General features: G+C 67.2%; 26 protein-coding genes and 1 riboswitch. Of the genes, 17 read left to right on the top strand and 9 right to left on the bottom strand.

The window, feature by feature from the left end; all coding sequences use genetic code 11:
* Positions 1–35 precede the first annotated feature (35 nt).
* Positions 36–542 (top strand): NUDIX hydrolase, encoded by a 507-nt coding sequence (locus tag BTO20_RS32155; protein WP_198344142.1) that lies wholly within the window; start codon positions 36–38, stop codon positions 540–542.
* On the opposite strand, the gene thiE is transcribed toward BTO20_RS32155, so the two are convergent.
* Complete coding sequence (gene thiE / locus BTO20_RS32150) at positions 526–1197, bottom strand: thiamine phosphate synthase (protein ID WP_087079974.1); 672 nt, start codon at positions 1195–1197, stop codon at positions 526–528. The genes BTO20_RS32155 and thiE overlap by 17 nt on opposite strands.
* 35 nt (positions 1198–1232) lie before the next feature.
* Positions 1233–1346, top strand: a riboswitch (TPP riboswitch).
* Here thiE and thiO point away from each other — a divergent pair.
* The 11 genes from thiO to BTO20_RS32095 all read left to right on the top strand — a co-directional run bounded on the left by thiO (position 1339) and on the right by BTO20_RS32095 (position 11293).
* Entirely contained in the window at positions 1339–2343 is a 1005-nt protein-coding gene (thiO, locus tag BTO20_RS32145) for a glycine oxidase ThiO (protein WP_087079972.1), read from the top strand. Its footprint overlaps the riboswitch before it by 8 nt.
* Positions 2340–2540 carry a sulfur carrier protein ThiS gene (gene thiS, locus BTO20_RS32140; protein WP_087079970.1) on the top strand — a complete coding sequence of 67 codons (201 nt, stop codon included), beginning with the start codon at positions 2340–2342 and terminating at the stop codon, positions 2538–2540. Before thiO ends, thiS begins: the two co-directional genes overlap by 4 nt.
* Entirely contained in the window at positions 2533–3291 is a 759-nt protein-coding gene (thiG, locus tag BTO20_RS32135) for a thiazole synthase (protein WP_064944536.1), read from the top strand. The genes thiS and thiG overlap by 8 nt, the downstream gene beginning before the upstream one ends.
* Before the next feature lie 164 nt (positions 3292–3455).
* On the top strand, positions 3456–4358 hold the full coding sequence (locus BTO20_RS32130; RefSeq protein ID WP_087082966.1) for an ABC transporter ATP-binding protein: 903 nt from the start codon (positions 3456–3458) through the stop codon (positions 4356–4358).
* Positions 4355–5113, top strand: coding sequence for an ABC transporter permease (locus tag BTO20_RS32125; protein WP_087079968.1), 759 nt, complete (start codon positions 4355–4357; stop codon positions 5111–5113). Before BTO20_RS32130 ends, BTO20_RS32125 begins: the two co-directional genes overlap by 4 nt.
* 1 nt (position 5114) lies before the next feature.
* Entirely contained in the window at positions 5115–5618 is a 504-nt protein-coding gene (locus BTO20_RS32120; RefSeq protein WP_087079967.1) for a DUF1990 family protein, read from the top strand.
* A 67-nt stretch (positions 5619–5685) separates the two neighbouring features.
* Entirely contained in the window at positions 5686–7182 is a 1497-nt protein-coding gene (locus BTO20_RS32115; RefSeq protein WP_198344141.1) for a M28 family metallopeptidase, read from the top strand.
* Positions 7179–8615, top strand: coding sequence for a M28 family peptidase (locus tag BTO20_RS32110; RefSeq protein WP_087079963.1), 1437 nt, complete (start codon positions 7179–7181; stop codon positions 8613–8615). The genes BTO20_RS32115 and BTO20_RS32110 overlap by 4 nt, the downstream gene beginning before the upstream one ends.
* A gap of 58 nt (positions 8616–8673) precedes the next feature.
* Positions 8674–9762, top strand: a complete 1089-nt coding sequence (locus tag BTO20_RS32105; protein ID WP_087079961.1) for a type III polyketide synthase — start codon at positions 8674–8676, stop codon at positions 9760–9762.
* Positions 9762–10271, top strand: coding sequence for an isoprenylcysteine carboxyl methyltransferase family protein (locus BTO20_RS32100; protein WP_087079959.1), 510 nt, complete (start codon positions 9762–9764; stop codon positions 10269–10271). Before BTO20_RS32105 ends, BTO20_RS32100 begins: the two co-directional genes overlap by 1 nt.
* Positions 10268–11293 (top strand): NAD(P)/FAD-dependent oxidoreductase, encoded by a 1026-nt coding sequence (locus tag BTO20_RS32095; protein WP_087079957.1) that lies wholly within the window; start codon positions 10268–10270, stop codon positions 11291–11293. Before BTO20_RS32100 ends, BTO20_RS32095 begins: the two co-directional genes overlap by 4 nt.
* Here BTO20_RS32095 and BTO20_RS32090 read toward each other — a convergent pair.
* The 3 genes from BTO20_RS32090 to BTO20_RS32080 all read right to left on the bottom strand — a co-directional run bounded on the left by BTO20_RS32090 (position 11249) and on the right by BTO20_RS32080 (position 14254).
* The gene (locus BTO20_RS32090) at positions 11249–12547 is read right to left on the bottom strand and encodes a uracil-xanthine permease family protein (RefSeq protein ID WP_087079955.1); all 1299 of its coding nucleotides are present in this window, start codon (positions 12545–12547) and stop codon (positions 11249–11251) included. The two genes, BTO20_RS32095 and BTO20_RS32090, sit on opposite strands and share 45 nt — an antisense overlap.
* A gap of 90 nt (positions 12548–12637) precedes the next feature.
* Entirely contained in the window at positions 12638–13408 is a 771-nt protein-coding gene (locus BTO20_RS32085; protein ID WP_087079953.1) for an SDR family NAD(P)-dependent oxidoreductase, read from the bottom strand.
* Between the two features lie 12 nt (positions 13409–13420).
* Entirely contained in the window at positions 13421–14254 is an 834-nt protein-coding gene (locus BTO20_RS32080) for a sugar phosphate isomerase/epimerase family protein (protein WP_087079951.1), read from the bottom strand.
* A gap of 219 nt (positions 14255–14473) precedes the next feature.
* Between BTO20_RS32080 and BTO20_RS32075 the strand changes: the two genes are divergently transcribed.
* The 4 genes from BTO20_RS32075 to BTO20_RS32060 are packed head-to-tail and all read left to right on the top strand — an operon-like array spanning position 14474 to position 18306.
* Positions 14474–15805 carry an MFS transporter gene (locus BTO20_RS32075; protein WP_087079949.1) on the top strand — a complete coding sequence of 444 codons (1332 nt, stop codon included), beginning with the start codon at positions 14474–14476 and terminating at the stop codon, positions 15803–15805.
* Positions 15805–16632 (top strand): transketolase, encoded by an 828-nt coding sequence (locus BTO20_RS32070; RefSeq protein WP_087079947.1) that lies wholly within the window; start codon positions 15805–15807, stop codon positions 16630–16632. Before BTO20_RS32075 ends, BTO20_RS32070 begins: the two co-directional genes overlap by 1 nt.
* Positions 16629–17606 (top strand): transketolase family protein, encoded by a 978-nt coding sequence (locus BTO20_RS32065; protein ID WP_087079945.1) that lies wholly within the window; start codon positions 16629–16631, stop codon positions 17604–17606. The genes BTO20_RS32070 and BTO20_RS32065 overlap by 4 nt, the downstream gene beginning before the upstream one ends.
* 43 nt (positions 17607–17649) lie before the next feature.
* Positions 17650–18306, top strand: coding sequence for a GntR family transcriptional regulator (locus BTO20_RS32060; protein ID WP_087082964.1), 657 nt, complete (start codon positions 17650–17652; stop codon positions 18304–18306).
* A 75-nt stretch (positions 18307–18381) separates the two neighbouring features.
* Here the strand turns inward: BTO20_RS32060 and BTO20_RS32055 are convergent, their stop codons facing one another.
* Complete coding sequence (locus tag BTO20_RS32055) at positions 18382–18708, bottom strand: hypothetical protein (RefSeq protein ID WP_087079943.1); 327 nt, start codon at positions 18706–18708, stop codon at positions 18382–18384.
* A gap of 11 nt (positions 18709–18719) precedes the next feature.
* The gene (locus tag BTO20_RS39995; RefSeq protein WP_198344596.1) at positions 18720–18944 is read right to left on the bottom strand and encodes a hypothetical protein; all 225 of its coding nucleotides are present in this window, start codon (positions 18942–18944) and stop codon (positions 18720–18722) included.
* 97 nt (positions 18945–19041) lie between these two features.
* Here BTO20_RS39995 and BTO20_RS32050 point away from each other — a divergent pair, with 97 nt between their 5' ends.
* On the top strand, positions 19042–20352 hold the full coding sequence (locus BTO20_RS32050) for a TetR/AcrR family transcriptional regulator (protein WP_198344140.1): 1311 nt from the start codon (positions 19042–19044) through the stop codon (positions 20350–20352).
* On the opposite strand, the gene BTO20_RS32045 is transcribed toward BTO20_RS32050, so the two are convergent.
* The 3 genes from BTO20_RS32045 to BTO20_RS32035 are packed head-to-tail and all read right to left on the bottom strand — an operon-like array spanning position 20319 to position 23066.
* Complete coding sequence (locus tag BTO20_RS32045; protein WP_087079939.1) at positions 20319–20591, bottom strand: hypothetical protein; 273 nt, start codon at positions 20589–20591, stop codon at positions 20319–20321. The two genes, BTO20_RS32050 and BTO20_RS32045, sit on opposite strands and share 34 nt — an antisense overlap.
* A 16-nt stretch (positions 20592–20607) precedes the next feature.
* Positions 20608–22092, bottom strand: a complete 1485-nt coding sequence (locus BTO20_RS32040) for a flavin-containing monooxygenase (protein WP_087079937.1) — start codon at positions 22090–22092, stop codon at positions 20608–20610.
* A gap of 41 nt (positions 22093–22133) precedes the next feature.
* Positions 22134–23066, bottom strand: a complete 933-nt coding sequence (locus tag BTO20_RS32035) for a DUF5996 family protein (protein WP_087079935.1) — start codon at positions 23064–23066, stop codon at positions 22134–22136.
* Positions 23067–23456: the final 390 nt, after the last annotated feature.

Genomic DNA, 23456 nt, shown 5'->3' with positions numbered 1-23456 from the left:
CCCCCGAAACCGGGCATGTTCCCTATCCTGTACGAGTGCGTGGCGACGGTGACGGATGGGTGGTGTCCGACAGCGGCGCGCGGTTCTGGGGCCGGCACGGTGCGGCCGGGTTACTGCTGCGAGCGCCTCGGCCTGACGGATCGGCCGCGGTGTTGTTGCAGCACAGGGCCCCATGGAGTCATCAAGGCGGGACGTGGGCGCTGCCGGGCGGCGCCCGCGACAGCCACGAGACCGCCGAGCAGGCCGCCGTGCGCGAAGCGAACGAGGAGGCCGGGCTCTCCGGGACGCAACTGACCGTGCGGACCACGGTCGTGACCGCCGAGGTGGTCGGGTCCGGTGGCACCCAGTGGACCTACACCACCGTGATTGCTGACGCGCCAGAACCGTTGGACACCATCCCCAACCGCGAGAGCTCCGAGCTGCGCTGGGTGGCCGAGGATCAGGTGGCCGAGCTGCCGCTGCACCCCGGTTTCGCGGCCAGCTGGCAGCGGCTGCGGGAGGTCACGGCCACCATCCCGCTGCTGGTCATCGACCCTCAGTAAGCGCTGACTTCAGTTCTTCGGCGGCGGCCCGCGGGTCCTCGGCCGCAGTGATGGCACGGACCACCACGACGCGGCGGGCGCCGGCGGCCAGCACCTCGGGCAGCCGTTGCGCGTCGATACCGCCGATCGCGAACCACGGCTTGTCCGGGTTCAGCGCCGCGGTGGCCCGCACCAGCTCGAGCCCGGGTGCCGTGCGCCCCGGCTTGGTGGGGGTGGGCCAGCACGGGCCGACGCAGAAGTAGTCGACGGGTTCTTCGATGGCCGCGGCCACCTGTTCGGCGTCGTGAGTCGAGCGGCCGATCACCGGACGCGTCCCGATGATGCCGCGCGCCATCGGCAGCGGCAGATCGTCCTGGCCCAGGTGCAGCACGTCGGCCCCGGCCGCCAGCGCGATGTCGGCGCGGTCGTTGACGGCCAGCAGGGCGCCGTGCCTGCGGGCGGCGTCGGCGAGCACCTCAAGGGCGTCGAGCTCCTGGCGTGCCTCCAACGGCCCGAACTGTCGCTCGCCGGCGGAGCCCTTGTCGCGCAGCTGGATCAGATCCACCCCGCCCGCCAGTGCGGCGTCGGCGAATTCGGCCAGGTCACCGCGCTCACGGCGGGCATCGGTGCACAGGTACAGCGCGGATTGGGCGAGTCGGTCGGCAGGTTGTTGCACACCGCGACGGTAGTGCCTCGGCTCCGAGTATGGTGAACAGGCAACACGGGAGTCCCGGGAGCGGGGGCTGAGAGTGGGCATACGTACCAGCCCTTACCGTCACACCTGATCCGGGTCATGCCGGCGAAGGGAGGAGATGAAATGGCCCCACCACTATCCGTCATCGGCGGCGGCGTCATCGGGCTGTCCGTCGCCCGCCGGGCGGCGCTGGCCGGCTGGTCGGTGACGCTGCACGCCAGCGTCGAGCGCGGCGCCTCCTGGGTGGCCGGCGGCATGATCGCCCCGCACAGCGAGGGTTGGCCCGGCGAGGAGCGGTTACTGCAGATCGGCCTGGAATCGCTGCGGCTGTGGCACACGGACTTCCTCGACGGGCTGCCGCCCGAGGTGGTCACCGCACGGGAATCGCTCGTGGTCGCCGTCGACCGGGCTGATGTCGCCGACCTGCGGACCGTCGCCGACTGGCTGGCCGCGCAGGGACATCCGGTCGAGCCGACGACGGCTGCCCGCGACGTGGAACCGCTGCTGGCTCAGGGCATCCGGCACGGCTTCCTGGCGACGACCGAACTCGCGGTGGACAACCGCGCGGTCGTGGAAGGCTTGACCGCGCACTGTCGGGAGCTGGGGGTGCAGTGGGCGCCCGCGGTGGATTCGCTCGACGAAGTCGACGCCGAGCAGCGCGTCATCGCCAACGGCATCGACGCTCCACGGCTGTGGCCCGGCCTGCCGGTGCGCCCGGTCAAGGGCGAGGTGCTGCGGCTGCGGTGGCGCAAGGGCTGCATGCCCGTGCCGACCCGCGTGGTCCGGGCCCGCGTGCACGGCCGCCCGGTATACCTGGTGCCGCGTGCCGACGGTGTCGTCGTCGGCGCCACCCAGTACGAGCATGGTCGCGACACCGCGCCGGTGGTCACCGGCGTACGTGACCTGCTCGACGATGCGTGTGCCGTGATGCCGGCGCTCGGCGAGTACGAGCTGGCCGAGACTGCGGCCGGATTGCGGCCCATGACACCTGACGGACTGCCGGTCGTCGAACGGCTCGACGACCGCACGCTGGTGGCGGCCGGGCACGGCCGCAATGGATTTTTGTTGGCGCCGTGGACCGCTGAGCGGATCACGGCCGAGCTCGAGGTGAGTGTGGGAGCGAAATGATCACCATCACTGTCAACGACGAAACCGTCGAGGTGGCCGAACAGACCACCGTCGCCGGATTGCTGGAAACCCGGGGTTTTCCGGACAAGGGCATCGCGGTGGCGTTGGACTGGTCGGTGATACCCCGCTCGGAGTGGGATCGCACCCTGGCCGAAGGGGCTCGCATCGAGGTTGTGACGGCGGTGCAAGGTGGCTGATTCGGTACTGAAGATCGGCGGCCGGGAGTTCGGTTCGCGGCTCATCATGGGCACCGGCGGGGCGCCCAATCTCGCTGTGCTGGAAGAAGCTCTGGTCGCTTCGGGCACTGAGCTGACGACGGTCGCGATGCGCCGGGTCGACGCGTCAGGCGGTACGGGCGTGCTGGATCTGCTCAATCGGCTGGGTATCGCGGCGCTGCCGAACACCGCGGGCTGTCGAGGCGCGGCCGAGGCGGTGCTGACCGCCCAGCTGGCCCGCGAGGCGCTCGGCACCGACCTGGTCAAGCTCGAGGTCATCGCCGACGAGCGCACCCTGCTGCCCGATGCCATCGAATTGGTCAAAGCCGCAGAACAATTGGTCGACGACGGGTTCATCGTGCTGCCGTACACCAACGATGATCCGGTGCTGGCGCGTCGCCTCGAGGACACCGGCTGTGCTGCGGTGATGCCACTGGGCTCGCCGATCGGTACCGGGCTGGGCATCTCCAATCCGCACAGCATCGAGATGATCGTCGCGCAGGCCGGCGTCCCGGTGATCTTGGACGCCGGTATCGGCACCGCGTCTGATGCTGCCCTCGCCATGGAATTAGGTTGCGACGCAGTGTTGTTGGCCACCGCCGTCACCCGGGCATCCGATCCGCCGACGATGGCCGCGGCCATGTCGGCAGCCGTCACCGCCGGCTACCTCGCCCGGCAAGCAGGCCGCATCCCCAAGAGGTTCTGGGCTCAGGCGTCCAGCCCGTCGCTGTAGTCGGGTCGGGGTCTCGCGCTTCGGGCTTCTCGCCCGGCTTTCCCGGCTCAGCCCCGCGAATGTGAATCCTCTGCGAGTTCGCGGCCGATTTTTCGCAGACGATGCATACTCGCGACAAGACGGCCGTTGGCCGCGGCGCGCTGCGGTGGGAATACTGGACGACGATGATCGAAATCGCCGGGCTGACCAAGCTCTACGGAACCCATCGCGCCGTCGACGACCTGACGTTCACCGTCGAACCGGGAGTGGTCACCGGGTTTCTCGGACCCAACGGTGCAGGCAAGACCACGACGATGCGGCTCATCCTGGGTCTCGACCGCCCCAATGCCGGCACGGCCACCATCGACGGCAAGCCCTACCGCGAACTGCGTGATCCGCTGCGAACCGTCGGTGCGTTGCTCGACGCGCGTGCGGCCCACCCCAACCGCAGCGCGCGTAATCACCTCCGCTGGATCGCGGCGGCCAACCGGATCCCGGTACCCCGCGTCGACGAGGTGCTCGACGCCGTCGGCTTGGAATCGGTGAGTGATCGGCCCGCGGGGACGCTGTCGTTGGGTATGAGCCAGCGCCTGGGCATCGCCGCGGCGCTGTTGGGGGATCCGCCGGTGCTGTTGTTCGACGAGCCGGTCAACGGTCTCGACCCCGAAGGCATCCACTGGGTGCGCACGCTGATGCGCAGCCTGGCTGCGGAGGGACGCACGGTGTTCGTGTCCAGCCATCTGCTTGCTGAAATGTCCAACACCGCAGACCGGCTGGTGGTGATCGGCCAGGGCAAGCTGATCGCGTCGACCACGGTCGCGGAGTTCGTCAGCGGGTCGGGCAACGCCGTGCGAGTGCGCAGTCCGCAGCTGGTCACTCTGGCCGAGGTACTGGGCGACGCCGGGTTGCAGGCCGACGTGGACGGCGACGCGCTGACGGTTCGTGGCGCGGCCATCGAGGTGATCGGGGAACTGGCCGCCCGCAATTCGATCGTGTTGCACGAACTGAGCACGCGGTCGGCTTCGCTGGAGGAGGCGTATTTGAAACTCACCGACGACGCCGTCGACTACCGGGCGGGCAAACCATGAGCGCGCTGGCGGTGCTCGACGCCGAACGCATCAAACTGTCGACCACCCGCTCGCCGCTGTGGTCGGTGCTGGGGGTGGCCGCGTTGAGCCTGGGGGTGGCGGCGCTGCAGGGCTGGACCTCCTACGGTTTCACCCCGCTGCCGCCGGGCAAGGCCGCGCTGGGAGTGGCGGTGTTCGGGGTGCCGGTGCTGATGATCCTGGCGTCCATGACGGTGACCGGCGAGTACCGCACCGGCCTGATCCGGACGACGTTTCTGGCAACTCCGAACCGCACCTGGGTGCTGATTGCGAAGGCCATTGTGGCCGCGGCATTTTCGTCGGTCTGCACGGTGGCGATGGTGTTGGCGTCGGTGATGGTGGCGCGGCTGTTCGCCGAACCGGTGGTCGGCGCGCAACTGTCGCTGGTCAGCGCGGCGACCTGGTCGGTGGCCGGCGGTTTCGCGCTGTACGCCGCGCTGGCCGCGGTGCTCGGGGTGGCGGTCGGCGCATTGATCCGCTTCGCGGCCGGCGCCGTCGCGGTGCTGTTGTTGTGGCCGCTGGTCGCCGAGCCGCTGCTGGCCAATCTGCCCTCCACCGGTGTGCAGCTCGGCCCGTGGCTGCCGTTCGCCAACATGTACCGCTTCCTCGGCGTGGAATGGTTGTTCCCGAGCTTCAACATCCCCTGGGGTGAGACAGGGTCGCTGTGTTACTTCGTGGCGCTGGTCGCGGTGGTCTTCGTCGTGGCGGTCGCCGTGCTGAACCGGAGGGATGCCTGACATGGATTGGGCCGCGCTGGGTCGCAAACCGTTGAACTACGCCGAAGTCGGGGCGACTGCGGGTGTGCTGCCGAGCGGCTATCACCACATCCGGCGGACCGCCGCCCTCGGGCAGGGCCGAAGCTGCTTCGAGGAGGCCGCCGACCGGTTGATGCACTGGGGTGTGCAACGCGGTGCGGGATTACGGATCGAGACGTCGTCGGAGGTCGCCGAAGAGGGCACCCTGCTCACGATCAGGCTGGGACCGGTGCTGGCCTACGGGCGGGTGGTCTACACCATCGATGAACCCGACCGACGCGGCTTCGCCTACGGGACGTTGCGTGGACATCCCGAGTCCGGGGAAGAGTTGTTCGCCGTCCGGTATGACGACGGCAGCGTGTACGTGGATGTGGTCGCGTTCTCCAAACCCGCCACGTGGTGGAGCTTGCTCGGCGCGATCCCGGCGGCCGTTGCGCAGAGACTCGTCACCAACCGCTATCTGAAGGCGCTGAAAGCCGACGCCTGACGGAGCTCGGCGGCACGCGACCGATTAACGCCGCCCGCCCGCGGAGCTACCCACTACGGTGGGTGCAATGCGACGCAATTTGACGGGGGCGGTCCTTGGCGCGGTGGTGCTGACCGTGGCTTTGGCCGGCTGTGACAGCAAGACCGAACTCAACGTCGACACGCCGGCGGCCGCGCCCGCGGCCCGAGAATTCGCCGAGCAGCTGCGTCACCAGGTGTCGGTGGACGCGATGATGGGGCACCTCAAGAAGCTGCAGGACATCGCCAACGCGAACGGCAACACCCGCGCGCTCGGCACACCCGGCTACGACGCCAGCGTCGACTATGTGGCGAAAACTTTGCGCGACAAGGGGTTCGACGTGCAAACCCCCGAGTTCCAGGTGCGCATACCGTTCTCCGAAGATCCGCAGGTCACTGTGGGTGGTCAGCCGGTGACCGCCAAGCCGCTGCTCTATACGATCGGCACCGGCGCCGAAGGGGTGTCCGGGCCGCTGGTGCCCGCCCGCACCGGGGATTCTCCGGGGTGCGAGGCCAAGGACTACGACGGGCTGCCCGTGGCCGGTGCGGTGGTGCTGGTCGACCGTGGGCATTGCGCGTTCAGTGCCAAGGAGACTGCGGCCGTCGAACGCGGCGCTGTTGCGGTGATCGTCGCCAACAACCAGGACGGGGATCAGATGGGCGGCACGCTCGGTGAGCGCACCGACGTCAAGATTCCGGTGGTCAGCGTGACCAAGGCCGACGGCGCCCGGCTGCGCGCGGCACCCGGACCGACCACCATCAAGCTCAACGCCGGTGTCCGCACCGAGCACACCCGCAACGTGATCGCCCAGACCAAGACCGGTTCGACCTCCGACGTGGTCATGCTGGGCGCGCATCTGGACAGCGTGCCCGAGGGCCCCGGCATCAACGACAACGGCTCAGGGGTCGCCGCAGTGCTGGAAACCGCGCTGCAGCTGGGTGTTTCGCCCGACGTCAAGAACGCGGTGCGCTTCGGGTTCTGGGGCGCCGAGGAGGAGGGCCTGCTCGGCTCGCGCAACTATGTAGAGTCGCTGGACCTCGAAGCACTCAAGGACGTCGCGATGTACCTGAACTTCGACATGCTGGGCTCGCCCAATCCCGGCTACTTCACCTACGACGGTGACCAGTCCGCACCGCCGGATCCCAGCGGTCCGCCGCGGGTGCCGGAAGGCTCGGCGGGTATCGAACGCACGTTGGCCACCTATCTGCAGAACGCCGGAAAGACGCCGCGGGACACCAACTTCGACGGCCGGTCCGACTACGACGGATTCACCCAGGCCGGTATCCCGGCGGGCGGGTTGTTCTCCGGCGCCGAGGACAAGATGACCGAGGAGGAGGCCAAGTTGTGGAAGGGCAAGGTCGATCAGCCGTTCGACCCGAATTACCACCAGGCCACCGACACCATCGACCACGTCGACCAGACCGCGCTGCAGATCCACGGTGAGGGAGTCGCCTACGTCACGGGGCTGTACGCGCAGGATCAGAGTGGCCGCAACGGGATTCCGATCAGATCCGACCGCACCCGCCGCGAGGTCACCCCGTCGTGAAGGCCGGTTGGGCCGCGGCGCTGGTGGCCGTAGCCGTCGTCGGGTGTTCATCGCAGTCGCCGCCGCAGGCAGATCTGTCGCACGAACTGGCGGGCCGGATCACCGTCGACGCCATGTACACACACCTGCGCAAGTTCGCCGAGATCGCCGAGGCCAACGGCGGTAACCGCGCGCAGGGCACCCCTGGGTACGACGCCAGTCTCGACTACGTCTCGAAGCTGTTGAAGGACAAGGGCTTCGATGTACAGACGCCGGAGTTCGACCGGCTCGGCCCCATGCAGGGCGGCGATCCCGCGCTGGTGGTCGACGGTACCCGGTACCCGGTCGTTCAAGGGTCGCTCCTGGTCCAGACGCAGCCCGGTGGCCTGAACGCACCCACCCTGCATCCCGTCAAGCTCGCGGGCTGCACGGCAGCCGATTACGGGTCCAAGAAGATGACCGGAGCCATCGCGGTTGTCGACGACACCGGGTGCTCGGTGGTGGTCAAGCAGGACACCGCCGTGGCGCAGGGCGCCGTCGGGCTGTTGGTGGTCAGCACCGTAAAACCCAGCCCCACAGGGTTGTTCACGCCAGGCTACTACCGGCAGTTGAAGGTGCCGGTCGGCATCATCGACAAGACCACCGACACCGCGCTGCTGGGTACGTCGGCTGCCGTCAAACTCACCCTGGACGGTAAGTCCGATCTGATCAAGTCGCGAAACCTGGTGGCGCAGACCAAGACCGGATCCACCTCCGATGTCGTGATGGCCGGGGCGCACCTGGACAGCATCCGCGGCGGCCCGGGCATCAACGACAACGGCACCGGCGTGGCCGCGCTGCTGGAAACCGCACTGCAGCTGGGCAGTTCGCCGGCGGTGCACAACGCGGTGCGGTTCGCGTTCTGGGGTGGCCAGGAGACCGGGCTGGACGGCTCGACGCAGTACGTGCGGGGGCTCGACGCGGGGCAGCTCGCGGATGTGGCGTTGTACCTGAACTTCGAGATGCTCGGTTCGACCAACGCCGGGTACTTCACCTACGACGGTGATCAGTCCGCCGCGACGACGGCCGTCAAGGCGGTTCCCGAAGGCTCGGCGGGCATCGAGCGCACCCTGGCCGGCTATCTCAACCTCGCCGGAGTACGGCCCGCCGACATGCCGCTGAGCGATACCACCGACTACACCGCGTTCCTGGCCGCCGGCGTGCCCATCGGCGGTACCACCACGGGATCGTCGCAACGCAAAACGGAAGTGCAGGCGCGGCTCTGGGGCGGTAAGGCCGGCCAGCCGTTCGATCCGAATTACCACACCCCGAGGGACACCGTCGACAATGTCGATGCCCATACGCTGTCAATCATGGGACCGGCGGTGGCGTTTGCTGTCGGTAGCTATGCGATGTCGATCGACGGCGTCAACGGGGTTCCATCGCACGACAAACGAAATCGCCGCGCACGCTGAATCAGAAAAATCGCCGGATTCCGGTGAACCCGACCGCGGGCTACTCCGTAGTACGGGTATGGGAATTGACTTCGGCCACATTGTCAGTCACAGCACAATCGCCGGTGTTCACGGTGTTCTCCCGCCCAATCGATACACCCAGGACGAGGTCACCGAGGCCCTGCTCGCGCTGCCGGGGTATGACACCGTCGCCGACGTGGTGCGCGCGCTGCACAAGAGCGCGAAGGTCAACAGCCGCTATCTCGTCAGACCGCTGGAAGAGTACGCGAGTCTGAGCGATTTCGGTGAGACCAACAACCTGTTCATCGAGCACGCCACCGAGCTGGGCTGCCAGGCGTTGTCGGGTGCGCTCGAAGAGGCCGGCCTGCGCCCGCAGGACGTCGATCTGATCATCACCACGACGGTCACCGGCGCGGTGGTCCCTTCGCTGGATGCGCGCATCGCCGGCAGGTTGGGTCTGCGACCCGATGTGCGGCGAATGCCGATCTTCGGTCTGGGCTGCGTGGCCGGGGCGGCCGGCATCGCCCGGCTCAATGACTACCTGCGTGGGGCTCCCGACAAGGTCGCGGTGCTGGTGTCGGTGGAGCTGTGTTCGCTGACGCGCAAACACCATCCGTCGATGCCGACGCTGGTGGCAGGCGCGCTGTTCGGCGACGGTGCCGCGGCCGTGGTGGCCGTGGGTGCCGACCGGGCAAAGAAGCTCGACCCGAGCGGGCCGGATGTCCTGGACTCGTGCAGCCACCTGTACCCGGATTCGTTGCACGCCATGGGTTGGGACATCGGCAGCGACGGGTTCGAGATTGTGCTGAGCGCCGAGGTGCCGGGCTTCGTGGGCCGGTATCTGGGCGACGACGTCACAGGTTTCCTTGCCGCACATGGCCTCACCATCAGTGACGTCGAGTCGTGGGTGAGCCACCCGGGCGGCCCAAAGGTGATCGAGGCCATCATCGAGACACTCGAACTCCCTTCCGACGCATTGGATCTGACCTGGCAGTCGCTGGCCGAGGTGGGCAACCTGTCGTCGTCGTCGGTGTTGCACGTGTTGCGGGACACCATCTGCAAGCGCCCCGAGCCTGGCACCCCGGGAGTCCTGATGGCCATGGGCCCGGGATTCTGCTCCGAACTCGTCCTGCTGCGTTGGCGCTGATGGGACGCAGAAACATCACAGTCCTCGTCGCCGCGGTCGCCGCCGAGCGGGTGGTCGAGCTCGTGGTCTCCCGGCGCAACCTGCAGTGGAGTAAAGCCAACGGCGGCAAGGAGTTCGGCGCCGGGCATTACCCGGTGATGGTGGTCCTGCACACCGGGCTGTTGGCCGGTGCGCTGCTGGAGGCGCGTCGGCGCCCCTACCGCCGGTGGCTGGGCCGCCCGATGCTGGCTCTGGTGCTGGCCGCACAGGGTCTGCGGTGGTGGTGCATCACGACGCTGGGGCGCCAGTGGAACACGCGGGTGGTGGTGATACCGGGCGCTGCGCGGGTGACCGGTGGACCGTACCGGGTGGTGCCGCACCCCAATTACGTCGCGGTGGTGACCGAGGGGGTGGCCCTGCCACTGGTGGGCGGCGCCTGGCTCACCGCGTTGATCTTCACCGTCGCCAACGCGGTGTTGTTGCGGACCCGGATCCGGGTGGAAAACGATGCGTTGCAAGGCTTGACGTGATCGACCTGTTGGTTGCGGGCGGTGGGCCGGCCGGTCTGGCCACCGCGGTGCACGCGGCGCGCGCCGGCCTCGAGACGGTGGTGGTGGAACGCCGGTGCGGCCCGATCGACAAGGCTTGCGGTGAGGGCTTGATGCCGCATTCGGTGCGGCACCTGCACGCCTTGGGCGTCGACGCGGACGGGCAGGTGTTCCGCGGCATCCGCTATCTGGATGGCCGTCGCGTTGCCGAGGCCCGGTTCTTCGGCGAAGCCGGTCGCGGTGTGCGGCGCACGGTGCTGCACGCGGCATTGTCCGACGCGGCGGCTGCGGCCGGGGTAAAGGTGGTGCAGGGCGAAATCGGTGCAGTGCAGCAGGATTCGACGTCGGTGTCGGCGGCGGGGTTTCAGGCGAGGTACCTGGCCGCGGCTGACGGGTTGCATTCGCCGATCCGACGTTCGCTCGGGCTATCGGAGGACAACGGGCCGCGGCGGCGATGGGGCATCCGGCGCCATGTCCGGATCGCGCCGTGGTCGGACTGCGTCGAAGTGTACTGGGCCCGGGATGGGGAGGCCAGTGAGGCCTACGTGACCCCCGTCGCCGACGACTGCGTCGGCGTGGCGATCCTGACGTCGGCCCGCGGACGGTTCGACGAGCACGTCGGGAAGTTTCCGGCATTGGCCGACCGGATCCACGGATGCCCTCATGGCACGGACCGGGCGGCGGGACCGTTGCGGCAGAAGGTACGTCAGCGCAGCGCGGGACGCGTGCTGCTGGTCGGGGACGCGGCGGGCTACATCGACGCGCTGACCGGCGAGGGACTGGGCCTGGCGTTCGGCGCGGCCGAAGTGCTGGTCGGATGTGTGCTGGCGGACCGGCCGGGCGACTATGACAGGCAGTGGCGGGCGCTGACCCGACGCTATCGGTTCCTGACCGCAGCGCTGTTGTGGGGCAGCGGTTTTCGGCCGGTACGGGCGAGCATCACGCCGGCGGCCGCGGCGCTACCCGTCGTGTTCTCCGCGGTGGTCAACGCGCTGGGGCAGTGAGCGTCGCTGCCCGCCGGCGAACTGCAGCACGCGCATCCCGTGGTAGACCACCAGCGCGGCGATGGACCCGAGGGCGATCCCGGTGAACGTCAACGAGCCTGCGCTCCACGTGAAATCGGCGATCCCGATGATCAACGGGATCGCCGCGGTCATCTGGTTGATCGGCTTGGCGAAGTCGACGTGATTGGTGAGCCAGATCCGGACGCCGAGGATACCGACCAGCCCGTAGAGCACCACGGTCGCACCGCCCAGTACGCCCGGCGGGATGGCCGAAATCGCGGCACCCACCTTGGGACACAACGACAATCCGATCGCCACAGCGGCCGCCACCCAGTACGCCGCGGTCGAGTAGACCCGGGTCGCGGCCATCACCCCGATGTTCTCGGCATAGGTGGTGGTCGCCGACCCGCCGCCGGCCCCGGCCAGCACGGTGGCCAGCCCATCGGCGGCCAGGGCGCGGCCCACGAGCGGGTCCATGTCCGTCGCGGTCATCTGCCCGACCGACTTGACGTGGCCGATGTTCTCGGCGATCAACGCGATCACCGCGGGCACGAACAGCGGCAGTACCGCGACGGTGAACGTCGGCGTCTGGAAATGGGGCAGACCGAGCCACGGCGCCGCGGCGATCGCGGACGTGTCGACCTCGCCGAGGATCAGGGCCAGCAGATAACCGATCAACACCGCCCCGAAGATGGCCAGCCGCCCGATGATGCCGCGGAAGAACGCCAGCGTCGCGACCAGGACCACCAGCGTGACCAGGCCGACCACCGGCCCCTTTTCGAAGTTGCTCTTGGCGGCGGGGGCCAGGTTGAAGCCGATCAGCGCGACGATCGCGCCGGTGACCACCGGCGGAAGGGTCAGGTCGATCCAATGGGTCCCGATCAGGTGCACGACCCCACCGACGATCATCAGCAGCGCTCCGAGCGCGATGAGCCCGCCCAGAGCGCTCCCCATGCCGTGGGAGGCGGTCGCCGCCGTCACCGGGGCGATGACAGCGAAGCTCGAACCCAGGTAACTGGGCAGCCGGTTACCGGTGATGATGAGGAACAGCACGGTGCCGACACCGGAGAACAGCAGCGTCGTCGACGGCGGGAATCCGGTGAGTACCGGAACCAGGAAGGTGGCGCCGAACATGGCCACCACGTGCTGGGCGCCGATGCCGACGGTTCGGGGCCAGTCGAGCCGTTCACCGGGTGCGACGACGAAGTCGTCGTCCGCGCGGGCCTCGACGCGTTTCCAACTCAGCAGGGTCACGCACTATCTATAGGCGTCGAATGGCCAGTTATGCCACGTTTGTTGCGAAAATCCTTGTAAAAACTGGCCACTCGGCGAGAGGAAGCGGCGTCAGTGCATGTGGCTGCCACCGTTGATGTCCACGGTGGTACCGGTGAGGTAGCTGGCGTCCTGGCTGGACAGGAACGTGATGACGGCGGCGACCTCGTCCGTGGTGGCGGTGCGGCCCACGGGGATGTCGGCGGCGAGCTTGGCTTCCTGCTCGTCGGTGGAGCCGACGCGGATGTTGGTGTCCACCGCGCCCGGGGTGACGGCGTTGACCGTGACACCGGTGTTGGCGATCTCGCGGGCCAGCGACTTGGTGAAGCCCAGGATCGCGGCCTTGGCCGAGGAGTAGGGCACCTTGCCGAAGACGCCGCCGCCGCGCTGCGCGGACACCGAGCTCATGTTGACGATGCGGCCCCAGCCTGCGTCGATCATGTCGGGCAGGAAAGCCTTTGTCACAAGATAGGTTCCGGTGGCGTTGACGGCCATGACCTTGTTCCAGAGGTCCAGCGTCGTCTCGAGGAACGGCACGGGGGAGGTGATGCCGGCGATGTTGGCCAGCGCGCCGATCGTGGGCAGGTTGCCCGCGGCGACCTCGGCGGTGACCGCGTCGTACGCGGCGGTGACCGACTCTTCGGAGGTGACGTCGACGGCGTGGCCGAACGCGGGTACCCCGAATTGGTTGCCGATCTCGGCGGCGACCTTGGCGGACTTCTCACCGTCGAGGTCGAGGATCACGACGGCCCAGCCTTCCTTGGCGTAGCGCTCGGCAACGGCCACGCCGATGCCCTTCTCTGAGGTGGCTCCGGTGACGACGGCGGTACGGGTGACAGACATTGGTGGTTCCTTTCAGATCAAGGTGGAGATGAGGTTTCCGGCCGCGGCAGCGGCGGCGGGACGTTCGTCGTGGGTGACGTCGCGGGTTTCCAGTTCCAGCGCGAAGTGCCCCGAATAGCCGGCGTCGGCGAGGCTCTTGAGGCCTGTCGCGAAATCCACCTGGCCGTTGCCGACCGACAGATTGATGTTGCCGGGGACGGCATCACGGATGTGCACGTGCCGGATGCGTGGCCCGAACCGTGCCACGAAGTCGACCGGATCGCCGCCGGACGCCACGATGTGACTGAAATCCATGACTATTCCCACGTTTTCGTCGAGCCGGTCGGTGAGCTGTTGGGCGCGCTCGATGCCGAAGCACAACCGGAAGAAGTGCAGTGACTCGGTCCACAGCGCGACTCCGCGGGCGGTGGCGACCTCGCAGGCCGCGGCCAGCTCACCGGCAACTGCGGTCAGGTCCTCCTCGAGCGAGTTGATCGGCTCGTGGTCGAGCGCACCGCAGGGCAGTACGAGGGCGTCGGCGCCGGTGGCGGCCGTCAGCTCGAGCAGCATCGCCAGGTGTCGGTCCCGGGCGGCCCGACCGGCGGCGTCCAGTGCGACGTTGAGGTCGCCGATGTCGCCGTTGATGGACCGGACCCGGATGCCCGACGCCGCAACGGTGGCCGCGACCTCGCGTACGGCGTCCTCGTCGAGGACGAAGGGAACGTGGTCGCACACGCCGGGTAGCGCACCCAGATCGATCTCGGTGAAGCCCAGGCCGGCGATGGTGTCCAGGGCCTTGGGCAATCGCTGGTGGCGGAAGCTGATGGTCGAACAGCCCAGTCGGCTGTGAAACGAATGAGCTGGCATCTGGCGGCACTTTCTCCCGGGCCTTCGCGGCTGTGGCGGCGCCCACACTACAGTCGTCGACTGTTAACAGTCAACGGGCGGCATTAATTCGTGTTGACTGTTGACAGTGCGTTGTGTGCAGGCTCACACTGGGTGACACCTACCGCATTGTTGACAGTCAACATGTCAGGCAATTCGCAGGTAAACCTGGATTTGAGCGGGATTTGAAAGGATGAGCCCATGAGCGATGACGCTCTGAAAATGCGGGGTCCCGTACTTGGCACCAAGGACGCCAAGAGGGTAGCGGTCGGCTCCGCCGTCGGCGCGGTGATCGAAACCTATGACTTCATCGGGTTCGGAACCGCCGCCGCGCTGTACTTCGGCCACGCGTTCTTCCCGCACTCCAGCCCGGTCGCCGGCACCCTGGCCTCGTTCGCCACGCTCGGGGTGGGCTTCGCGGCCCGCCCGCTGGGCGGCATCATCGGCGGCCACCTCGGCGACAAGGTCGGCCGCAAGCCCGTACTGGTGGCGTCGCTGCTCATCATGGGGCTGTCGACCTTCGCGATCGGGCTGCTGCCCACCTACGCCGCGGTCGGCGTGCTCGCGCCCGCGCTGTTGGTGACCGTGCGGATCATTCAGGGCCTGGCGTTCGGCGCCGAGTGGGGCGGGGCCATCCTCATGAGCTACGAGCACGCTCCGTGGAAAGAGAAGGGCCGCTACACCGGCATCGTGCAGGCCGGCTTCCCGGTGGGGCTGCTGCTGGCCAACCTGGTCTTCCTGGTCAGCGTGCACCTCGGCGGTGACTGGGCGTGGCGGGTGCCGTTCCTCGCCAGCATCGTACTGGTGGTCGTCGGGCTGATCATCCGGGCCAAGGTGCCCGAGTCGCCGGTCTTCGAAGACGTCAAGGACGAGGGCAAGATCGTCAAGGCGCCCATCGTCGAGGTGCTCAAGAACGACTGGCGAAACATCGTGCGCGGCATCGGCCTTCGTGTCGCCGAGACCGCCGGCTATGCCGTGTCGATCACCTACATGATCTCCTATCTCAAGACCGCGAAGCTGGCCACCGCCACCGAAACCCTTGTCGCACTGTGCATTGCTGCCGCAATCGGCATCTTCGCGACGGCGGGATGGGCTCGGCTGACCGACAAGGTCGGTCGCAGACCGGTCTACGTGTGGGTGTGCGCCTTCGGCATCCCCTTCGGCGTGCTGATGTTCGTGCTGGTGAACACCGGCCTGTTCTTCCTCATCATCGCAACCGTCGTGATCGCCTACGGGGTATGCCAGAACGCGCTCGCAGGCTCCCAGGGGGCGTGGTTTCCCGAGTTGTTCACCGCCAACACCCGGGCCTCGGGAGCCTCACTGGCATACCAGATCTCGGCGATGGTGTCGGGCTTCACGCCCTTCATAACGACACTGTTATTCGAATGGATGGGATGGATGGGACCTGCTCTGCTGTTCTCCGCGTACGCCGCGGTCGGCCTGTGGGCCGCGTTGGTGACCCGCGAAACCTGGGGATCTGCCGAACGTCAGGCTGCCGACAAGGCGGCCTCCGACCAGGCGATGGCCGCCTGATGCGCGCCGCGAAGGTGCGTGATGCTGCCTACCGGATGCGGCACCATGTGCTGAACATGGGCGAGGCCCAGGGGCAGGGCTATGTCGGGCAGGCCCTCGGTGCCGCCGACATGCTTGCCACGGTGTACGCCGATCAATTGCGCTTCCGCGCCGACGATCCGGATTGGGACGGACGCGACCGGTTCCTGTTGTCCACCGGGCACTACGCGATCGGACTGTATGCGGCACTGGCCGAAGCGGGCATTGTCGATGTCGCCGAACTCGACACGTACGGATCCGACGAATCTCGGCTGCCGATGTCCGGAATGGCCAGCTACACACCGGGTATGGAGATCTCGGGGGGATCGCTGGGGCACGGCCTCCCGGTCGCCGTCGGCATGGCGCTCGGTCTGCGACACCAGGGGAACGGCGCCCGGGTGCTCAACTTTCTCTCTGACGGTGAACTCGACGAGGGTTCGACGTGGGAGGCCGCGATGGGTGCTTCGCATCATGGGCTGACCAACCTGACCGCGATGGTCGACATCAACGCGCTGCAGGCCGACGGCCCGACCGCGGGCGTGCTGCGCACCGAACCCGTGCCCGACAAATGGGCGGCCTGTGGCTGGCACGTCCAGCGCGTCGACGGCAACGACGTCCAGGCACTTCTCGACGCATTCGACCGGATCAGTACCGAAGCGCCCTCAGTCATCTTGTGCGACACCAAAGTTGGCAAAGGTGTGCCGCTGCTCGAAACGCGGGAGAAAGCGCACTTCATGCGTATCGACGCCGACGAGTGGCAGATCTGCCGCGACCAACTCACAGCGGGATATCAAGGAGTACCGGCATGAGCACCAAACTTCGCACCTCGGCGATGATCGCGTCGTTCGCCGATCCCGGGCAGAAGACCACACCGGCACCGTTCGGGCACGCCCTGGTGAAAGCCGCGCAGGCTGATGACCGCATCGTCGGACTCACCGCTGATCTGGGCAAGTACACCGACATGCACATTTTCGCGCAAGCCTTTCCGGAGCGGTTCTTCCAGATGGGCATGGCCGAGCAGCTGTTGTTCGGCGCCGCGGCCGGTATGGCCGAGACGGGCCTGATCCCTTTCGCGTCAACCTATTCGGTGTTCGCCGCGCGGCGGGCCTACGACTTCATCTGCCTCGACGTCGCCGAGCCGGGGCTCAATGTCAACATCGTCGGTGGATTGCCTGGGCTCACAACGGGTTACGGGCCGTCACACCAGGCGACCGAGGACGTCGCGATCTTCCGGGGGATGCCGGGGCTGACCATCGTCGATCCGTGCGATTCGGTCGACATCGAGCAGGCCGTGCCCCAGTTGGCCGAGCATGCCGGACCCACGTATCTGCGGCTGTTACGAGGAAACGTGCCCACTGTCCTCGATGAGTACGGATACACGTTCGAACTCGGCAAAGCCAAGGTGGTGCGGCCCGGCAACGACGTCGTGTTCGTCTCGAGCGGCCTGATGACGATGCGGGCGTTGCTGGCGGCCGAGGAACTGACGGCCCACAATGTCGACGCGGCCGTGGTGCACGCGCCGACGCTCAAGCCGTTCGACGCCGAAACTGTGCTGCGCGAACTGGATTCGGACCGCCTGGCGCTGACGCTGGAGAACCACACCGTGGTCGGCGGCTTGTTCGAGACGGTGGCCTCGGCCATGGTGCAGCGCGGGGTCGGCCGGCAGGTCACGCCCATCGCGCTGCCGGACGAATTTCTGGCCGCCGGGGCACTGCCGACACTGCACGACCGCTACGGGCTGTCGACTCGGCGCATCGTCGCTTCGGTCCTCGAGCGACTGTAGGATCAGTGTTGACAAACAAATGTTGACACTCAAGGAGCAGGTCATGTCGGAGGCCCCGTCGCTGCTGCGACTTGAGAAGACCAGCCTGCGCGAACAGGCGCTGTCAGCGCTGCGCCGGGCCATCACCTCTGGTCAGCTTCAGCCCGGTACCCACCTCGTGGAGACCGACCTGTCCGATGCCCTGCAGATCAGCCGAGGCACGCTACGCGAGGCCATGCGTCAACTGCAGCAGGAAGGGCTGATCTCGGCGGGGGCGCGCGGTCGACTGTCGGTGCGGCACCTCGACGCCAAGGAGATCAAGGACATCTTCGACGTCCGCGGTGCCCTGGAGTCGCTGGCCGCCAGTGACCTGGCGTCGCGGGACGATCGGGCCACGGCGGTATCGGCCCTGCGCAGCGCCGTCGCCGACATGGAGCGATGGGCCGCGGCCAACCTGGAGGACCGCATCGAGGCCGACCTCAAGTTCCACCGGACCATGTGTCACCTGAGCGGCAACGAGACCCTCCTGCATTCGTGGTCGTCCCTGGAGGGCAGCATCCGGATGTCGATCATGTACGCCGGGGTGGACCGCGCGCTCAAGAACATGGACGCCAAACGTCATCTCGACATCGTCGACGCCATCGAATCGGGCGACCCGGCTGCGGCAGCGGCCGCGGTCCGGGACCACATGTGCACCGCCGCGGCGGTCCTGGTCGACTAGCTACCTCGCCACTGGCCAGTTGTCGCACGCGATTCGCGAAAAGGCGTGCCGCAACTGGCCATTCGACGCTAGAGCTCAGTGGGTGTCGCGCGTCGGAACGAGTGATTCGTGAGCCGACGAGGTCGCCGCCCGCACCAGTACCGCGATGACTGCCAGGGCACCGATCGCCACCACCGGGATGGTCCACAGCCTGCGCGTCAGCAGCGCCGAACCGCACTTGTCGACGTACTGGTCGCCTGCGGCGCTGGCCTGCACCAGATGCGCCGAATACGACGACCCGCACGGGATCTGCATGCCGTACCGGTCGAAGTCGTCGAGGTACACGGGCATGCTCATCAGGTACAGACCGATGCCGAGGACCACTAGACCGGCGATCCCTAGATACACAGCTCGATAACTCATTTATGCCCCCTTCAGGTCATACAAACGTCGGCGAACAGCAGCACCGGCCACGACACGATCGACCCGAGCGCCGACACCACGGCATCCAGGCTGGACATCTCCCGGAGATGTTCGGTGTGGGTGCTCGACCAGATCACCCCGATCAGCCCGTACGGGGTACCGACGATCAGCGCGATGACGATCAACTCGCCGACCGCGACACGGTACGCCAGCAATCTTCGCAACCTGACCAGCACGGGACCCCCATCCGGCATCAACCCTGGCTATGTTAATGGGCATTCTGCCGTGTCTGGCCCCTTTGACCACATTCGCGGGTCCGTTTATGGTGTCGACATGGCGCGCACCCCGCCCACCCGCGGCGACCGGAGTGCAGCTGTCGTGCGACGCCGCCCGAAAGACCGGAAAGCCCAGATCGCGCGCGCCTCGGCGGAGGAGTTCAGCGCCCTCGGCTATCACGGGGTCAGCATGGAGGCCATCGCGTCGCGCGTCGGGATCTCGGCGGCCGCGTTGTACCGGCACTATTCGAGCAAGTACGAACTGTTCCGCGACGCCGTGCTCAACCTCGGCCAGCAACTCGTCGACGGCACTGCGTTCGCCGACGAGATGGACCCCGACCCGGACCCGCGTCAGGAACTGCGGCGCCTGGTCGCCGCCCTGACCGACACCGCGCTGGCCAACCGGGAGTCCGGTGGCCTCTACCGCTGGGAGGCCCGGTTCCTGCGGGGCGACGACCAGACGGCGTTGAACAGCCAGATGCGAACCGTGCACCTGCGTATCCAGCGGCCGCTGCGGGTGCTGCGGCCGGACCTCGGATCGCACGAACGCTGGACGTTGTCCACGGCTGTGCTCAGTGTGCTCGGCAGCATCGTCGACCACCGGGCCAAGCTGCCGGCCGGCCAGATCCGTGCGGTGCTCGCCGAGATCGTCGACACCGTGCTCACCGCGGATCTGCCCGAGCTTCCCGCGGCCGCCGATCCGGTGGCGCAGGGGCGCACGCGAGGAGCAATCGGGGTCGGGCGCACGCGAGGAGCAATCGAGGTCGACGCCCCACCGGCCACCGGCACCACCAAATACGAAGCGTTGCTGAGTGAATCGCTGCGGTTGTTCAACCTGAACGGCTACCGCGACACCACCATGGAGGACATTGCGAGTGCGGTCGGCATGCCGGCATCGGGCATCTACCGGTACTTCTCCGGCAAGACGGACATTCTCGCGGCTGGATTCCGGCGGGCGGCCGATCGATTGTCCGAAGACATGGCCGAGGTACTGCGCACGGTCTCCGATCCCGAGCAGGCACTCGCGGTGCTCATCGACGGCTACGTCGCGCGTTCGTTCGCCCGTCCGGAACTCGACTACGTCTACTACACCGAACGTCTCAACATGACTGGCGCCGACCAGAAGATCCTGCGCGACCTGCAGAGGTCGGCAGTCGAATCCTGGGTGAACCTGGTGATGTCCGTGCGGCCCCAGTGGAGCGCCGGTCAGGCGCGGTTTGCGGTTCATGCTGCGATGGCGTTGGTGATCGACCTGGGCCGGCTCATGGGTTACCAGAATTCGGAGCAGGCCCGGGCCGTGGTCACGGCCATGGTCGATCTGACCCTGTTGGGGCGCTACCGGTTGCGGGCGGCGTTGCCGGCCAGATAGGCGACGTATCCGACGGTTCCGGCCAGCGCCAGCTTGCGGGTCTTGCGCAGGACCAGACCCAACCCGAGCGCGGTTTCGATGCCCCCGTTGGTGTAGATGTGCTTGTGCGTGTCCTTGGGAAACGCGGACTTCGTGATCGATTCGAACAACTGCGGTTTGACGAAATGAGCCACACCGGTTCCGGCCAGGCCGAGGCCGGCGAGCTTGGCCAGCGTCGAGTCGTTGTTCTGTTCGGTCATGGATGATCCTCTCTGATCAGGAAAATGCGTAGTCGCTCAACGGGAATCGGGAAGCATCCGAAACGGCCCGACGCGTTGTCATGGGTCGCAGCAGGGTGGCTTCGCCGCTCGGATTGAAATAGTACGACCGTGCCGAAGCGCAGTCGCCGAGGGTGAACAACGAGTCCCCGAGCAACTCGGTCATCAAGTCCAGGTACCGCGCGTTGGCCTCCTCGGTCACCTCGAACGTGGTGGCGCCACGGCGTTTCAGCTCACCGAACAGCCGGTCCATCAACCGCATCTGGTACTCCATGGTGTTGAAGAAGTTCAACCCCAGGAACGCATATGGACTGGCCAGGCTCAGGTAGTTCGGGAAGTACGGCATCGACACCCCCTGATAGGCCTGGAACCTGGTGTCGCGCCACCATTTCCCCAGGTTGCGGCCTTCCCGGCCGATCACCTCGATGGCAGGGAAATTGGCCTCCCAGAGGTCGAATCCGGTGGCCAGCACGAGGGTGTCGATGACTGTTTTGCTGCCGTCGGCGTTGACGATCCCATCAGATTCGATGTGATCGATGCCGTCGGCCTGCAGCTGCACGTGCGGTTTGGTGAAGGTCCGGTAGTAGCTGTTGGAGAATGTCGGCCGCTTGCAGCCGAAGTCGTAGTCCGGCGTCAGTTTGCGCCGTAGCTCGGGGTCACGGATCGAGGCGAACCGGTGCAGTTTGGCCAGGTCGGCCGCCGCGATGTTGAGCCGGCGGAAGTAGCGGTGTTTGAGCACCGCGGTGTCGACCATGGCCGCGTAGATGCCGTCGGTGAGGGCCCGTATGGTGCGCTGGGTCAATGGGATTCGGGCGAACAACGCCTTGACCCGGGGCGAGAACCGCACGTCGATCTTCGGCACCACCCAGATCGGGGTGCGTTGGTAGACGGTCAGCGCGGTGACCCGGCGGGCCAGCTCGGGGATGAGCTGTACCGCGGTGGCCCCGGTGCCGATGATCGCCACGCTGCGGCCGGAGAGGTCGTAATCGTCGTCCCAGTCGGTGGTGTGGATGATCTTGCCCGCGAAGCTGTCGATGCCGGCGATGTCGGGCGTGTGCGGCTGGGAGAGAAACCCGGTGGCGGTGAAGAGATAGCGGGCCCGCAGTGTCTCACCGGCGGCGAGCGTCACCTGCCACTGCGCGGTCTCCTCGTCCCAGCTCGCGCCCTGCACGGTCGTGTTGAACCGGATGTGTCGGCGCACGTCGTACTTGTCGGCGACCGCGTCGGCGTAGCGCTTGATCTCGGTGCCCGTGGAGAACACTCGTGACCAGTGCGGGTTGGGCTCGAAGAAGTACGAGTACGTGGTGGTGGGGACGTCGACGGCCAAGCCGGGGTAGTGGTTGACGTGCCAGGTGCCGCCGAGGTCGTCTTCGCGGTCGACGATCACGAAGTCGTCGATACCCATCCGCTTGAGCTGGATGGCCGCGCCGATCCCGGCGAATCCCGCCCCGACGATCACCGCGTCGTGTGCCCCCGGACTCATGGCGAAACAGTACCGCAGGTACCGGGTACTTTGTCGAGGGGTTACTGACCGGGCGTGCGCCACCTGTGCGGATCGGTCTCCAATTGCGAGCGGTCCCAGCCCGCTAGGTCAGCGGCCGCGGCGTAGGTCGACTGCAGGAACTCCAGCAGCGCGCGGTCGGGGTCGGAGGAGGTCCGCACCGCCTCGTAGGGCAGCAGGAACTGGCGGAACTCCGGGCTGTAGAAGGCGGCCTCCGGGCCGACCGGGTACTCGGCGAATCCCGCGGGTTCCGGGTAGGCGTACGCGTAAAAGGCGCCCTCTTCGCCGCCGCCAGGCCAGAATCCGCAACTGCTCAACTCGTGCGAGTAGCCCTCCACCATGACCCAGTCGCCGCAGTTGGGTGCCCCGCCGGGGTGTTCGGGGGCGGGTCGGCCGGAGAACCTGGTGCAGGCCATGTCGAATGAACCCCAGAAGAAGTGCACCGGGCTCACCTTGCCGATGAAGAAGGAGCGGAATTCGTTGATCACCCGGTGGGCCTGAATCAATTGGCGCCAGAACAGGTGTGCGGCCTGCGGATCGTAGGACGCGTGTTGGTGGTCCTCGGCGAACGGAATGGCCGGATCGACCTCGTTGGGCCGTGCGGATATCCCAGCCTCGATGCCGAGTTCTCGTAGCGCGGCGACGGTTTCGGCGTAGAACTTCGCGACGGGCTTGGCGGTCAGGGCGACGGTGGCCGACCCGCCGTCGCTGGTGCGCAGTGCCAGCACGTGGTCGACGAAGTCGAATTCCAGGTCGAACAGCCGGTTTTCGTAGGGTATGGACCCGGTGGTCAGCCCGCGTGGACTGACGTACAGGGTGACCTGCCACCAGTGGTTGAGCAGCGGCGAATGGGTGAGGCGGATCTTGCCGACGATCTGCGTCCACATGTGCAGGGTGTCGCGGGTCGGCTCCCAGTCCGCCACTCGCAGGGCCGGCCATCCGTTGGAGGTGCTCATTGCGGTCCTTTCTACGTGCCCACGCAAACATCTCACCGCCGCGCGCCGGTGCGGTCAATGCCGGAACGGCGAGTCGAACCAAATATGTTGTCAGCCCGAGCGATTCGCATGGGCGGCGATGTACCGGCCGAATCTGTGAATCGTGCAAGGAAACGCCTGATGCGCGCCCGATCCCTTCCTTGCCATGTGGCCATCCTCACAGAATGTGATCGTCACGCCGAGCCAAAGGAGGCTCACCATGCACACGACAGAACTGGGCGTAGTGGTGGTCGCACTCGCAGTGCTGTTGACAAGCGCGCTGGTGCGGCATGCCGGCAGGACGCGCCGTCGCGATCAGGAAACCCCGGAACAGCAGTGCCGCAGGGAAATTCGGGCGCTCCGACAGGATTC

The organism is Mycobacterium dioxanotrophicus, from assembly GCF_002157835.1.
GTDB classification, from domain to species: domain Bacteria; phylum Actinomycetota; class Actinomycetes; order Mycobacteriales; family Mycobacteriaceae; genus Mycobacterium; species Mycobacterium dioxanotrophicus.
The sequence above is the reverse complement of the archived record's forward strand: the minus strand, read 5'-3'. Positions and strand labels throughout refer to the sequence as shown.